The following is a 14,458-nucleotide window of genomic DNA, read 5'->3' on the forward strand; positions in this document are numbered from 1 at the left end:
TTCACATGTAAATTCTCTTTTTTTAAAGATCCAGTTTGAGTTTTTTAAGGTTAGCATAGCAAATAAGCCTTAGTAGGTTTCTATTTTCAGATCTTTCTATTTTAATTTTCATCAATAAATGAAGTCATATAAAAGTGAATTGTGTAACACAATATATTAATTACAGATATAAAGCATATTATAAAAAGGTGACTTCTGTAATCAACAAAAGTCACCTTCTTACAATAGATTCGCAATACATATTACCCCAAAAATGTTTATAATGTATAATTTCTATGTAACAAAGAAAAATAATTTATTAACGAGCATTTTCCAAAACTTTTATTAGGTCATTTATATTTTCAATTTTCTGTTGAAATTGATCAAATTTGCTATGTAGCAATGAAGGATTTTTATCTTCTCTTGCAATAACTTGTTTTAATTCGTGTTCTAATTTGTCATACGCATCAAAGAAATTATCAAATTCTACACTTACAAGCTCGTCATTTTCACGATAAAATCTTTTTGCTTCTATATAAGTCATATATGATTTATTTAAAAATCCTAATGAAATTAAATATTTAGAAGTGTTTTCTTGATAAATAGCAATATCACATGCTGTTTTAATATCAGAATAAGTCTTTTGAATGAAGCATTGTAATTCAAGAATCTTAAACTTTAAACCATAATTCATTTCATTCCCTCCCATCCTATCTATTCTACATAAAATAATAATATTTTACAAAATAAAATATTATTATGAAAGTGACATTTAAAAAGATAACGAAAGAAGAAACAAATTCAAACTTTTCAATCCTTACTTTTAATCTTCAAATAATCTCTTAATTGTTATATAATAAACTAAATATATAATTAGGAGTAGATGTAATGCCAGAAACATTAGAACTCATTCTTTTCATACTTATAGCAATTAGTGCTGCAGGTTATCTAATAAAAGAAATTCAAAAACCTAAGAAAAGAACGCTTGGAATTTCACTAGAATTTTTAGTTTTTTTCTGGTCAATATGGAGAATATCGACTATCATAATTTAATTTATATAATTCCTCTCGTCTCGATAAACCTTACTATTCAATCAATACTGTAAACACCCATTTCTTAACCATATGCCTTTAATGGAGCAGTTCACTTTTGCTAGCTGCTCTTTTCTTTGTAACCATTATACACAAATTTTCATATAATATAGTCATTCCTTTCTTATAAATTAAGCTCGTCACTTCGGTTATAAAAATGGGATTATATCCTATAACTTTTTTTAGAATCATCCATAATTTATTTCTGAAAAAGTGCTTTGTTTTACTGAAAGGTGGTTGCGGAAACAACCGCCTTTTTATTTTCAAAAAAATCTAATTTCCAAAAAACTATTCCCTGCTTTCTGGAACTGTTATATAATTTCTAACCTGCTTCCTCGTTTCTTATTCAATATGTAATCTCTCGTTATTTTACTGTCACTTTATAAATAAGCCTCTAATAAAAAAACCGCACATATAGTATGTGGGGATTATATGTGTGAACCATTTTACGCTCATAGTGCAAAAATAAAAAGCGCAAAGAATAATTCCTTCCGCTTTTTATAACAATAAATACATTTCATATTGTGCTAAAGAATTCTTTTTAAACCCAGATTTCTTTAAAAACCCTTCCAGTAAACTGTTGTTTGGAAAACCAATAGATAAACTTGATAAATTCGATTCTACTCTTGCTACTTGTAATAATTTCATCCCAATCCCAATATTTCTATAATCTTTATCTACGAAAATATAACTAATTTTACCTTGTTCATTTACACATACAGAGCCTTTTAAATCATTATCAACATATGCACCGTAATACGTATTATTTGTTTTTTCAATGTAATCAATATCATTTTGCCAATTTATATGGAAGTTAAGCCATTTCTGAATTTCAAGTTTAAATGTTTGAAATTCTAATCTTTGCACTTCAATATTTTTATTATCTTTATTTGTTAATTTAGTTACATCATATAAATTATAATAAGAAAGATCATACACTTTTTCATAACCTAATTTGTTATAAAAATGAATCGCCCTATCATTACCTACAATAACTTCAAGAAAAAGTTGCTGGCATTCATTTTGTATCGCTTCTTCTTTATGTAGCTCAAATAACTTTTGACTTACTCCAATGCCGCGAAACTCTGGATGAACAGCTAATGTTCCACAACGCATTGTTTTTATAGTTTCATAAACCTTTATACCACCAAGTATTATGCCAACAGATTTGTCACCATCTAAAGCAAGAAAAGAGTGTTCTAGCGAGTTACCTTCTGGTCCAAAAAATCTTTGTATAAAATCTTCTTTTGAAACATCCATTTTAATAATGTAATCTGAAAATCCATCCTTAAAAGCTCCATACACTAAATCTATACTTACTTCACTACATCTTTTATATTGAATCATATAAATATAATCCTCCGCTTTGGCTTGTTATATACTACATTCAAATACATGAAATGAATTCCTTTCACCTGAATCTTTTAACTATCTATTATTTACTACAGTAATCTCATAAACACGTAAAAAAGCAATTAAATGCTCACATGCTCGTTCACATGCTAACATTTTAAAAACCTTTTGTTCTTCTTTCGTTTTATCATTCGCTTGATCTGAAGCAGCTTTTAAACATAAAAATGGTTTTTTATTTATATGACATACGTAAGCGAAAGCAGCGACTTCTTGATCAACCGCCAATGCTCCGTATACAGTATGCAGTAAATATCTCATTTCGGAACTACGAATACGCTGATCTCCAGATAAGAACGTACCGAAGTGAACTGGATCATAAGATCTTATTTTTTTTATTTTTCTTACAATTGACTTTGTTGTTTCAATAGGTGCTGTTCTACCATCATATAAATTAAAAACATCTTCCCCTGAACCAGCAGCAGTAACATCGTGTTGTATTGCATTAAGTGCTACTACAATGTGACCATTTTTCACCTTATTTGATAAACTTCCGCATATTCCTGTCATAAATAGCTCGTCCGGCTGAAATTCACTTATTAATAATTGTACACAACTAGCACAACTTACTTTGCCAACACCAGTTATTACTGAAATAATTTCCAGATCATTTATATAATGAAAATGAAATTCCCAAGCTGCTCTTTTTTCAATGCGTTCACTCGGATAATGTTGATGCAAATACGTAAGTTCTGGTTCCCATGCGGATACGATTGCGATACGTTTCATTACACACTTCACTTCCCCTACTGTCATTTAAATAAGCTATCTATACTTTCTCGTTCATAATCTGGAATCCACTCTTTGTATTTTTCATATAAGCCTCGTATTATTTCTTTATTCTTCGCAATGACTTCACATCCTCTATCATCATAAATAAACATGACAATATCTTTCGTTGCGTTAATGAGAAATACGTCTGGATAAAAAAACTCTTTTTTGCGTCCAAAACGAGGATAAAGATCTGGAAAATCCTCATGATTAACAGCTTGAATAAGTGGTTCATATTTAATATCTTCCGCAAGACATTTTAAAGAAAATTGAGATGTACAATATAAATCTGCTTCTTCATCTTCAAATAGAAAAGGTAACGTTTCTTGTCTTATACGAAACTTTAAATCTCTCTTTTTAATATATTTATTGTATATATTTATTTTCTGTGGAGTTTTTATATTTTCCTTTTTAAACCGATAAACATTTGCTACTACAAACACTACATCTTCTTTTAAAAATATATCTTCAAATAAGTATTTATTATATGTATATAGTTGAGAGAAGTATTCCATATTTAAATCGTCGGTTCCTTCTACAATTTGATATTTATCTTTCCCAAAATCAAAATGTAGATGATTTTCCCACTGAGAGTAGATGGACGGTACTAACGTAACTCCTGGGAATATTTGATTCATATATTCTTTTAACTGCATTTTCATATCCTTTCTACTCTACAAGTTCTTTTAAATACCAATAAGCTTCTTCTAGCCACGGATGTATAACTTTCAATGTATCTTTTCTTTCCCACAAATATGAAATATATACAAAAGCAGCATGTTCTAAAGATTTTTCTAATCCATTTTTTATACCTACTAAGTATGATGGTGTCCCATTTTGATCCCATTCTATTTTATCTGCAACAAATAACACTAAATCCATCTTCGTTGCATGTTTACGCAATGTAGTATGGCAACAAATTGCATCTAAAATCTCTTCATCTTCCACTTTAAATATCTCTTTTACGATTACTCTCGATAGTTTTTGATGAATAATCATTGGAAATTTCCGTTCTTCTTGTAATATTTCGATTCCAACTGCTTCAGCAACTTTAATCCGTTCCTCATTCGGAAAGATTGCACTTATATCATGTAAATACCCTGCAATTTCTGCTTTTTCTTCATTTTCATGAAACATTATCGCTATTTTTCGCGCTTCATTTGCCACACGAATTGAATGTTTATATGTAAATTCTTTATTGTATTTTAATAGAAACTCTTTTATATCATGTTCTATTTTCCCAGTTGGAGTAAATGAACATATTTCATTATATAACACGTTAATCTCCTCCTTATTACGTCCCTTCAATATAATAGGAAATTCAAATAATTCTTCTATTTTTAATTCGTTATGAATGCTTTAATTCCTTTTTAATACGTTACATGAAATTTTATATAAAATCATTGCTACAAAGTACATAAATGTTTGTTATTATAGTAGTGTTGATGATTTGTAAGGAAAGGAACTAACTATATAATGAATAAAAGCATATTAATTATTGATGATGATAAAGATATTGTAGAATTACTCGCTGTTTATTTACGAAATGAAGGATATAACATTTTTAAAGCTTATGACGGTGATGAAGCAATACAAATGATATCTGCATATGAAGTTGACCTCATGATTTTGGACATTATGATGCCAAAGCGAAATGGATTAGAAGTTTGTCAGGAAGTGCGTGAAAATAATACTGTACCTATCCTTATGCTGAGTGCAAAGGCTGAAGACATGGACAAAATATTAGGGCTTATGACAGGTGCAGATGATTATATGATTAAACCGTTTAATCCACTAGAATTAGTCGCTAGAGTGAAAGCTTTGCTGAGAAGATCCACTTTCCAAAACGCTGCTACTCAAAAGAAAGACGATGGTATCATTCGTATTCGAACAGCTGAAATCCATAAGCATAATCATACTGTTAAAGTAAATAATGAATATATTAAACTTACATCTATTGAATTTGATATTTTATATTTACTAGCGAGCAATACAGGAAGAGTATTTAGTTCCGAAGAAATATTCGAACGTGTTTGGAATGAAGATGGTTATGGCTCAAATAAAACTGTAATGGTTCATATTAGTAATTTACGGGATAAACTTGAAACAGTAATGAATGGAGAAAAATTTATTCATACTGTTTGGGGAGTAGGCTATAAAATTGAGAAATGAAGCATTTGATATTTTAAAAGATATCCCAAAATGGAAGATAATTTTTTGGTTTTTATTAGCTATCACTCTTACACCTATTACTGAATTAATTATATATCGCCTCATTACGAGTGTAATCGAGAGTTCACTTACTCTAACCGAACTCGGTAAAGAATTCATTCGGATTTTTGGTTATGAAAAGTATAAAGGGATTAAAGAATCTTTATGGATGATGATTGTTTCTTATTTATTTTTATTTTCTATTTTTTCATCCTATCTATACATTTTTTATCGTCACGAGAGAAAGCTTTACTATGAAACTTGTATTAAAAAAATGATAGAAGAGATTCGATATATTGCAGATGGAAATTTCAATCATAAAGTTTCCATCGTAAATCATAATTATTTAGAAGAGTTAGCGACTGGGGTCAATCAAATTGTTGAACAATTAAAAGAGTCAATTGACGAAGAAAGACAGGCAGAACAAGCAAAAAGCGAACTAATTACAAATGTATCACATGATTTACGTACTCCCCTTACATCAATAGTTGGATACGTGAATTTAATCCATCATGATAATTATAGAGATGAAGTGGAATTACGTCATTACATACAAGTCATTTATGGTAAAGTAACACGTCTAAATGCATTAATGAATGACTTGTTTGAATACACCCGTGTTCAAAATAAAGAGTTAAGTTTATATTCTGCTCCCATTGATATTGTAGAGCTACTTGGACAATTAACTGTTCAATTCCGAATACAAGTGCAAGAAGCAAATATTCAATGCCGTCCTTCTTTCCCCTCTCAAAAACTCATGGTATTAGCTGATGGAGACAAATTAGTGCGTGTATTTGAAAATCTTATTATAAACGCTATCGCTTATGGAAACGAAGGTGGTTATATTGACCTTACCGCTTATGAAAGCAATAATATGATTACAATTGATATAACAAATTACGGACAACCTATTCCTAGTACAGATTTACCTCATATTTTTGAACGTTTTTATCGTGTTGAAAAATCACGTTCAACAAACACTGGTGGATCAGGACTCGGATTAGCAATTGCAAAAAGTATTGTCGAACTGCATAAAGGAACGATTGAAGTATATAGTGATGACAAGAAAACAACTTTCACTGTAAAACTACTACCATATAAAAATTAATACACCATAATTTTAGGTTCAATTTCTAATATGATAAGAAATTGAACCTTTTATTTTCCATCAATATCCAAAGTTTAATAATCTTTTATAATTCTTTAGAAATTCTTTACCTTTTCTTTCTTCCTAATTAAGCATTCCTTTTTACAATATTATTATTGATGTCATAGTAGGAGGATCGCTTATGCAATTCTTGAAAAAATTCACAATTTTATTATTATCTTTTATTATTACTGCACTTATCGTTTTATATTTTTATCTTTATGTAAATGGTCCAATTATTCAAGCTAAATCAGCTATTTTAATAGATGCTAATTCAGGTGAAGTTATTTATAAAAAAAATGAAGAAACCCCTATACAATCAGCTACTTTGTCTAAATTAATGACAGAGTATATCGTATTGGAACAACTAAATGACGGCAAAATACAGTTAGATGAATCCGTAAAAATAAGTAACGAATTATTCCAAGCGGAAACGACTCCTATGCAAGTAACAGCAAAGGATAAAACGACGGTTCGTGATTTACTTCATGCATTGCTTTTAACAGGAAATAATCGTTCTGCACTCGCACTGGCAGAACACATTGGTGGCAATGAAGATAACTTTACAACGTTAATGAATGAAAAAGCAAAACAGCTACAGTTATCACAGCCATCTCCTTTTCTAAACTCTACTGGAGCTAATCAAGATACAAATAAACAATCGAATACAACAGCGAAAGATGCAGCTAAACTAGCAACGCATTTAGTAAAAGATTTCCCTAATGTACTGAATATGACGAAACTAACCTCTTACCAATTTACCTTCAAAAATTTTCAAGTTTTCAACACAAATAAAATGATTTATTCCCTCAATGAAAACATTAAATTCCAAGGTGTTGATGGCTTGCAAACTAGTTTTTCAACTAACGGTAATAATAGTTTTGTCGGTACTGCAAAACTAGGAGATACTAGGCTTATTTCAGTAATATTAGAATCCGATGAAGAAAACACTACTTTTATTGAAACAAAAAAATTACTTCAGTACGGTTTTGAACCTTCCTCGTACTCTGCACTCCAAGCTTTTAAAGATACTCTTACATCTTGGGCAATATTGCTACAGTTTAAAAATTTAATCATACAAACGATGATGATCTTTTTCATTATTACAATTTTAATGTTTTTACATTTACGTCAAAGAAAATCCGAGGATTTCAACTAAGAAATCTTCTTACATATAAAAACCGACTTGCGTTTACAGTACAAGTCGGTTTTTACGTCTATAATCCTCTTCCAATTAAATTCGCTGAAACGGGCTGAAGATTTAACTCTCTTGCCCATATTGATAGCTGACCTATATGATGAATTTCATGTACGACAACATGTCGTAACACTTCACCATACTTGTACTCTTTATCCGTCCATGAAACTTTTAATATTTTATTCTCTAAGTCTTCTGTCCACGATTGTAAAAATCCCTCTAAATCCTTATTATACAAATGAGATAATGCTTTCACTTTTTGAATAGATTGATAATCCTTAAATTGCGGCTCATCTACTTCTTTTCCTTTCAAATCACAAATCCAGCTATACTCAACATCTACAATATGAAATAATGTTTCTAATATACTTCCAACACCACCAACACGTTTGCGAAGTAATTCTTCCACTGTAAGTTGTTCACACCACTTAAACCAATCTTCTCTTACTTGCCAGTTATATTGAAATACAGTGTACACATTTATCTCTCCCCTACCCCAAGTATCCACTTAACAGCACCTATAATATAATGTGGCTCATCCTTTTGAATATAGTGACCGCTATGTTCTGCAATTATAAATTTACTTTTACTGGATAATTGTAATAATTCTCTTTGTAATTGTAACCATTTCAGTTGTGCAGCTTGCGAATAAAAAGCTTTTTTACCAGCAGCTAGCACGACAAGGGGAATATCGTTCATTGATTTACAATGTCTATCTGCTTCACCTAGACTAAACATAAACTCTTCATATGAACTTTCATATGCAAATTGTTTATAGTAAGCTTCTTGAAATTCTGGAGACATGATTGGCAAAAATACTTCTTTATAATTTTCTGGTGTCGAATCAACCAAAACTGTTCCCAACATATCCTCGGGATAAAAAACCGTAAATAACCGTGCATTTATACCACCAAAAGAATGCCCTACAAAAATATAAGGTGGCTTCAGTTGTAAAAGATTTAAACATGTTCTTAAATCTTTGACCATTTCAGAACTAATACGTTGCTTGAAACTCTTCCCACTTTTCCCTAATCCAGCTCGATCATATGTAAGTATCGTCCCAAATTCCGTCAGTCTTTCAGCAATATAATCCCATGCCTTTGAATAATCCCCGTAGCCTGATTCCATTATAATAACAGGCTGCCGCTTTTTTCCTTGAAATACTTTCGTATACATTTTAAAATCATCAACTTGTACATATTCCTCTATACATTTAACCATTGACAATCACTTCTCTTCGGTCAAGTTCCTCAACAACATGATCAATTATTTCACTTACAGAAAAAGATCCATCCAATACGATATCTGAATTCGGTTTAACAGTATGAATTGCCTCTAAATAAGCTTTTCTCGCATGTGCCATGTAATGTTTTAAATCATTATGTATTTCACTCATAGTATCTTCTTTAAAATCTCGTAAAATTCTTCTAGCCATTGCAATATCTAAAGGTGTGTCAATAAATATAGTTACATCAATGAACTGCCCCATTTCTCTATTTAAGTATGCAAAAGGATAATCTACAATAATATAGTCTAATTTACTATCTCGTATAAGATGCTGAATATCATGAATTAATGGTGTAAGTACCCACTCGTCATAATTCGCTCCATCATCAATCCATTTACAAATATCAGCAGGACAGTTATCAAAGTTATAACTATCAAAAAATAGCGCTTTTGAATTTGTTAACTCATGAGTTAAACTTTCTGTAATAGTAGTTTTACCTCCCCCTGAAACAGCTGCAATTGTGATTACTATAGTCTTTCTATTCATAATTTCCCACCAATCCCTTTTAATTAACATAATAAAATTATAAGAAACTATTATTTTTTATTATTCCATTCATATTCTAGCATACTCATTTCCCATAAATTCCAATACGTTTCTCCTACTTTTTTTGAATCTCTTAATAAACCTTCTTTTACAAATCCTATTTTTTCATAACAAGAAATGGCCGACGTATTAAAATCATACACGCCAAGAGTTACTCTATGTAGTTTTAATTCTTCAAACGCAATATGAAGTACTGCTTTCATCATATGTTTTCCTATTGAACGCCCTCTCATTTTCGTATTACCAACTAACACTTTTCCAATTCTCGCAGACTTATTTATATCGTCTATTTGACCAAGTGAAATATGACCAAGTACTTCTTCAGTCTTTTCATCTATTACTTTGAAAGCGAGTGTATTTGCACTTTCTATATATTTCTCTAATTGCTGTTCGTTTAAAGGATATGTAAATGCATTTCCTGACCACTGTATTAAAAATTGTTCGGAATGAATCCAATTTATTAATTGTTTGAAATCAGATCTTTTAAAGGGCACTAATTTAATCACTCTCATTCTCCTTTCGTACATCACTCTTTATAGCCTCAAACTTATTTCTATATAAAGAATATATTCTCCTTTTATACGAAATTAAAATAAAGCCATTCATCAGAATGGCTTTACAAACAAAGCATAATTATGCTTTATTTGCTACGTCAACACCATTAAAATCAAACTCTGCAGTAATCGTTGTAACAGGAGGGAAAATTGCTTCAATTTTGCAAATGGAGATAATTACTGCAACAGATCCAGGAATAGCTGCAAGCTTAACTACATCGCAACTTACAGACGCAACAGTACCTACATAAGTACGTCCCTCTGTATTAATTTGAACTGTTCGATTAATTAATTTCTTAAGCTCATCTCTAATTCCTTGTACACAAGAATTATCACATTTCTCATGCTTTTCCTTTTTACACTCTTCGAATATCTCCCAACAATCATCCTGTTTACATGTACATTTCTTTTTACAATTATTAAATCGAGAACCCAAAACCTCACCCCCTAATCCTTTCTATTAGTAGAGTATGTCCACTAGCTTAAAAGTGTACGAGGCAAACACATAGAAAGAAAAAAACAAACAATTGTACTAAACATTTTTTTCTTTATTAATTATAAAAACAATTCTTTAACAGTTAGCGGCTTGTTTAGTGAGGGGACTTGGATTTAATTCTGCTGAATTTAAAGTTTAGATAACCTCTTTATCAAAAGAATCTTTTTTTCTTTTAATAAGCCAGCCCCTTTAAGAGTTAGCTGTTTTTCCTATTACTTTACATATACATAGGCTTTGTTTGTAGCAATATAGTATATTTTTTCTCCGCTGTTTTGAAATATACATTCAGAAAAACGTACTCCAAAATAAGATATTATTTATAATCAGAATGTTTTCTTCAACATGTGTTTATTGATAAATGTCATAACCAGTAATTCTCTCCACTATCTCTTGGAAATTAGCATAGTTTTTATGAATTCTATATGTAGTAGAAAGCACTCTATCATATAAAGATAAAATAATAGGTTTATAAACAAGCCATTTCTTCACTAAAACATAGAATGATAGTAATCCTATTGAAGGGAGGTATAAAAAAATGTCCTGGAATAATGATTGCTGGAGTTCTAAGAAACAGCATTGTTGTGATGACTGGTGGAAGTCTAAAGAAAAGCATCATTGTGATGATGATTGGAGTTCTAAGGAAAAGCATTGTAATGATGATTGGTGGAAATCTAAAGAAAAGCATCATTGTGATGATGATTGGAGTTCTAAACGAAATAAGTGTCGTTGTAAATGTTTCTTTATTTGTTGTCATTGTAAAAGAAAACATTGGTAAGATTTTAATGTCAACTTAACGGAAAGAATATGTCTTTTGGGATCGATAAATACTAGAATATAATATACAAAAAGCTGACTGAGTATAGTCGGCTTTTTTGTATATTAACACATAAAGATTTATACTGCCATCTATAGTTACAAGTTGAGTGGAGTGTCGAAATATAAGCTGACTCTTATAAATCGACTTTGTAATTATTTCACATACACTTTATTTACAGTAGTAAGTTTTCCTTTTGTTATTGATGCAAAATTAAGTCCTGTAACACTTAATTTTGCATCAATAACAAACCCTCAGCATACTCACTTAATCGCTGCGACAACATAGGGTTTATCATTTCACGTTTATTATGAGTTACCCATATCTTATATTTTGTGTAACTAGCCCAAACGCTAAATTCCTTGTTATTCATAGCATCATAACATTTTATCTTTCTAGTTACACAATGCATTAACAATGAGCAACTAGAAATTAGCATCCGTGTCATTCTTCCCTGTCTATCGCATGAGCTCTTCTATGTAACTAAAAAATACACCTTAAATGGGTGGTCTTTTATGTAAGTGAATAAAAAGATTACATTATCCCTCCAAATGTAATTGTTCCTAGTAAGCCTAATAAAACAAATCCTGTCAAACAAACAAAATCAGCAAGACAAATGGAAGACTGTGATAAAGGAACAAATGACCTACTTGTATTAGATCCATAATGTTGTATTTTCTCATAATTTATTTCTAACATTACGTGTAGACATGATACACATTCTTCAGTTGTTTGAATAGATTCATCTTCTAATCGCTCCAATAACCTACTATTAAGAGCAAACGGAAGAGAATACTGCTTGTCTAATTTCATATTTTGGTACATTAATTGTAAACGAGATAACATATTATTTTTCTTTTTGTCAGACTTCAGTTTACTTTTCATATTATTAAATTCATTTAATAACATCGTCAACTCATCTCTGCTGCCATATAAATCTTTAGCTATTCTTCTTTTTAGTTTGTACGAATAAATCATAGATTTAATCTCAATCATTGTATTACACTTCCTAATTAAATTTTATTTAACCCAATATGTTAAAAACAGTACTTTCAAATCCTATTAAAAATACACTTAAGTATCTTGATTTACTATCGATTAATATTACATTAACCTTACACAGTTGTAATAATTTCTTTAACACCCCTCCCGAACAAACATACATTTCTTTCCGCTCAGTTTTAATTCGGAAGTTAATTGCGTCATTTATAAAAATAACCCTGATCTATTTTGTTAATAAAAAATAAAAAAGTGGCCACCAAACTACAGAGTAATATAACAACTCCCTTTTTAGTTTGATGTCCACGGATTCTTCCAGTAGGACTAAATTTATAATTATTATTATAGCCTTTTCTCATATTTTAGTATATTTCTCATTAGAAAAAGATTATTTTATATAGATTACTATAAGCATCCATAAAGCCAAGGCGCCAATGATAGCGAGCGCTATACGTGTAGATAGTATCCTTAATTCAAAATCAGTTTTCTTGGAGGGTTCAGGATATGCAATTATGTAAATTCCCTTTAATAATGCAAGCCATGCAATAACCGTTAGGAACCCCTGCCAGTTGAATGCCCATACATTATGTAAGATTACAGTACCTAGCCCTAGGAAAATCGATAAAAAACCGTACATAATACCAAACCCTCTGTCTTCAACCACTAATTTTTTCAATTCACGTAATACCGATGGGCGTACGAAAAGTATTCCCGATACGATAACCGTGATCCATCCCCAAAACAATCCTAAAAAAGTGCTAGTTTCCATTTTTAGTTCACTCCCCTCAATTATTTATATTTCAGATATTCCTACCTTTAGAACAATTTCAGCACCTATATATTGGCTATATTCTGCTCTTTATTCATACAAATATGGCATATTCAATACCTATCCTTAATCATCTCATTCTTCGTCATTATCTATCCGAATCAACCGAAGTCGCTTTATACTATTCCCGCACACTTTTTCATAACTTGGAGCTATCATGCACTGGAGCCAATATAATGATTTATTTGCCTTTTCACTAACCTCTACAATTGTCCCCTCTGTAATAAAATGATCACCTTGATACAATGTATACTCGCTTATCCCATGGAATCATCATTATTCCCTTCCCTATTAAAATAGCGTTTTTATTTCAAATGATACTCCTATTAATTTAAACGGATTTTTCAGTGTTTTTACCCAAAAATTCGTGATATCGTTAATTAGTCGAGTACTTCATTACTTGATGATTATCCTTAGGAGCCTCGCAGACAATCGGTGTTTCTTTTATGTAAATAAGGATTTTGTTTAAACTTTACGATATGCAACTATATTAAAATATCTTCTAAAATTCCCATTAAACATTTATAATACTTTTAAACGGTTTAAATTCTACAATCAGTAATGGAGGCATTTTAATGGGAAACATCCCAAAAGTATCATCACACCAATCAAGTCCTAATATACCCTCACAGCAAGTGAACCCTAATACACAACAAGGCAATAGAAAAAAAACAAGACGCCGTATTATAACTACTTTGGCTATTATGGTACCTATAATTTTTGTCCTTCAATATTCTCTGAATAACCAACAAGAAATGATTAAAGAAAAACAAATCACGCTGAATACGGAACAACAAAAATTATCTTCTGTAAAGAAGGATGGCCATTCCCTTAAGAATGATGTTAAAGCTTTAACAAGTAGTGAAGAAGAAATTTTAAAATTCGCAAGGAAATTGTATGGATTTTCTAAACCGAATGAAACTATATTTCAAATAACTGAATAAAATTACACTGCATTACCCAAAAGGCGATTTGAAGATAATCGCCTTTTTATATTTAATTTCTAAAGGAATCATACTACTCTCTCTTTCTATCAAATAACTATTTTGTTTAATTTATTAAAATACAACCGCTTGTCCATTTCAGTTTGCTCTGTCAGTACATTTACTAATAGTAATACAATT

General features: G+C 30.5%; 18 protein-coding genes. 6 read left to right on the forward strand and 12 right to left on the reverse strand.

Annotated features, from left to right (window positions below; translation table 11 throughout):
* Positions 1-298: 298 nt before the first annotated feature.
* A complete protein-coding gene (locus A6J74_RS04340; RefSeq protein ID WP_001106150.1) occupies positions 299-673 on the reverse strand; it encodes a hypothetical protein in 375 nt (124 codons plus the stop codon).
* A gap of 194 nt (positions 674-867) precedes the next feature.
* Here A6J74_RS04340 and A6J74_RS29950 point away from each other — a divergent pair, with 194 nt between their 5' ends.
* Complete coding sequence (locus A6J74_RS29950) at positions 868-1,032, forward strand: hypothetical protein (RefSeq protein ID WP_001115305.1); 165 nt, start codon at positions 868-870, stop codon at positions 1,030-1,032.
* A gap of 537 nt (positions 1,033-1,569) precedes the next feature.
* Here the strand turns inward: A6J74_RS29950 and A6J74_RS04355 are convergent.
* The 4 genes from A6J74_RS04355 to yqeK form a co-directional block, all read right to left on the reverse strand.
* Positions 1,570-2,418, reverse strand: a complete 849-nt coding sequence (locus tag A6J74_RS04355) for a GNAT family N-acetyltransferase (RefSeq protein ID WP_000617088.1) — start codon at positions 2,416-2,418, stop codon at positions 1,570-1,572.
* Positions 2,419-2,499: 81 nt separating this feature from the next.
* On the reverse strand, positions 2,500-3,237 hold the full coding sequence (gene mtnN, locus A6J74_RS04360; protein ID WP_000215738.1) for a 5'-methylthioadenosine/S-adenosylhomocysteine nucleosidase: 738 nt from the start codon (positions 3,235-3,237) through the stop codon (positions 2,500-2,502).
* Entirely contained in the window at positions 3,234-3,908 is a 675-nt protein-coding gene (locus tag A6J74_RS04365) for a DUF3885 domain-containing protein (protein ID WP_001176113.1), read from the reverse strand. Before A6J74_RS04365 ends, mtnN begins: the two co-directional genes overlap by 4 nt.
* A 13-nt stretch (positions 3,909-3,921) precedes the next feature.
* Positions 3,922-4,530: a bis(5'-nucleosyl)-tetraphosphatase (symmetrical) YqeK gene (yqeK, locus tag A6J74_RS04370; RefSeq protein ID WP_000966606.1), complete on the reverse strand. Its 609-nt coding sequence runs from the start codon at positions 4,528-4,530 to the stop codon at positions 3,922-3,924.
* Positions 4,531-4,728: 198 nt separating this feature from the next.
* On the opposite strand from yqeK, the gene A6J74_RS04375 reads away from it, so the two are divergent.
* The 3 genes from A6J74_RS04375 to A6J74_RS04385 all read left to right on the forward strand — a co-directional run bounded on the left by A6J74_RS04375 (position 4,729) and on the right by A6J74_RS04385 (position 7,769).
* On the forward strand, positions 4,729-5,424 hold the full coding sequence (locus A6J74_RS04375; RefSeq protein ID WP_001043192.1) for a response regulator transcription factor: 696 nt from the start codon (positions 4,729-4,731) through the stop codon (positions 5,422-5,424).
* Entirely contained in the window at positions 5,414-6,571 is a 1,158-nt protein-coding gene (locus tag A6J74_RS04380) for a sensor histidine kinase (RefSeq protein WP_001243277.1), read from the forward strand. Before A6J74_RS04375 ends, A6J74_RS04380 begins: the two co-directional genes overlap by 11 nt.
* A 181-nt stretch (positions 6,572-6,752) precedes the next feature.
* Positions 6,753-7,769, forward strand: a complete 1,017-nt coding sequence (locus A6J74_RS04385; RefSeq protein WP_001160069.1) for a D-alanyl-D-alanine carboxypeptidase family protein — start codon at positions 6,753-6,755, stop codon at positions 7,767-7,769.
* A gap of 58 nt (positions 7,770-7,827) precedes the next feature.
* Here the strand turns inward: A6J74_RS04385 and A6J74_RS04390 are convergent, their stop codons facing one another.
* The 5 genes from A6J74_RS04390 to A6J74_RS04410 all read right to left on the reverse strand — a co-directional run bounded on the left by A6J74_RS04390 (position 7,828) and on the right by A6J74_RS04410 (position 10,632).
* Positions 7,828-8,286 (reverse strand): DinB family protein, encoded by a 459-nt coding sequence (locus A6J74_RS04390; RefSeq protein WP_000288861.1) that lies wholly within the window; start codon positions 8,284-8,286, stop codon positions 7,828-7,830.
* Positions 8,287-8,288: 2 nt separating this feature from the next.
* Positions 8,289-9,029 carry an alpha/beta fold hydrolase gene (locus A6J74_RS04395; protein WP_000237661.1) on the reverse strand — a complete coding sequence of 247 codons (741 nt, stop codon included), beginning with the start codon at positions 9,027-9,029 and terminating at the stop codon, positions 8,289-8,291.
* Entirely contained in the window at positions 9,022-9,582 is a 561-nt protein-coding gene (locus A6J74_RS04400) for a nucleoside/nucleotide kinase family protein (RefSeq protein WP_001080627.1), read from the reverse strand. Before A6J74_RS04400 ends, A6J74_RS04395 begins: the two co-directional genes overlap by 8 nt.
* Positions 9,583-9,632: 50 nt before the next feature.
* Complete coding sequence (locus A6J74_RS04405; RefSeq protein ID WP_073990635.1) at positions 9,633-10,172, reverse strand: GNAT family N-acetyltransferase; 540 nt, start codon at positions 10,170-10,172, stop codon at positions 9,633-9,635.
* A 103-nt stretch (positions 10,173-10,275) separates the two neighbouring features.
* Positions 10,276-10,632 (reverse strand): hypothetical protein, encoded by a 357-nt coding sequence (locus A6J74_RS04410; RefSeq protein WP_000535569.1) that lies wholly within the window; start codon positions 10,630-10,632, stop codon positions 10,276-10,278.
* A gap of 575 nt (positions 10,633-11,207) precedes the next feature.
* Here A6J74_RS04410 and A6J74_RS04420 point away from each other — a divergent pair.
* Positions 11,208-11,486: a hypothetical protein gene (locus A6J74_RS04420; protein WP_172101613.1), complete on the forward strand. Its 279-nt coding sequence runs from the start codon at positions 11,208-11,210 to the stop codon at positions 11,484-11,486.
* 554 nt (positions 11,487-12,040) lie between these two features.
* On the opposite strand, the gene A6J74_RS04425 is transcribed toward A6J74_RS04420, so the two are convergent.
* Positions 12,041-12,502 (reverse strand): hypothetical protein, encoded by a 462-nt coding sequence (locus A6J74_RS04425; protein WP_000569863.1) that lies wholly within the window; start codon positions 12,500-12,502, stop codon positions 12,041-12,043.
* Between the two features lie 391 nt (positions 12,503-12,893).
* Entirely contained in the window at positions 12,894-13,274 is a 381-nt protein-coding gene (locus A6J74_RS04430) for a hypothetical protein (RefSeq protein WP_000450239.1), read from the reverse strand.
* Between the two features lie 635 nt (positions 13,275-13,909).
* Here A6J74_RS04430 and A6J74_RS04435 point away from each other — a divergent pair.
* Positions 13,910-14,278 carry an FtsB family cell division protein gene (locus A6J74_RS04435; RefSeq protein ID WP_000526889.1) on the forward strand — a complete coding sequence of 123 codons (369 nt, stop codon included), beginning with the start codon at positions 13,910-13,912 and terminating at the stop codon, positions 14,276-14,278.
* Positions 14,279-14,458: the final 180 nt, after the last annotated feature.

Origin of the sequence: Bacillus sp. FDAARGOS_235 (genome assembly GCF_002073415.2) — a bacterium.
Taxonomy (GTDB): Bacteria; Bacillota; Bacilli; order Bacillales; family Bacillaceae_G; genus Bacillus_A; species Bacillus_A toyonensis.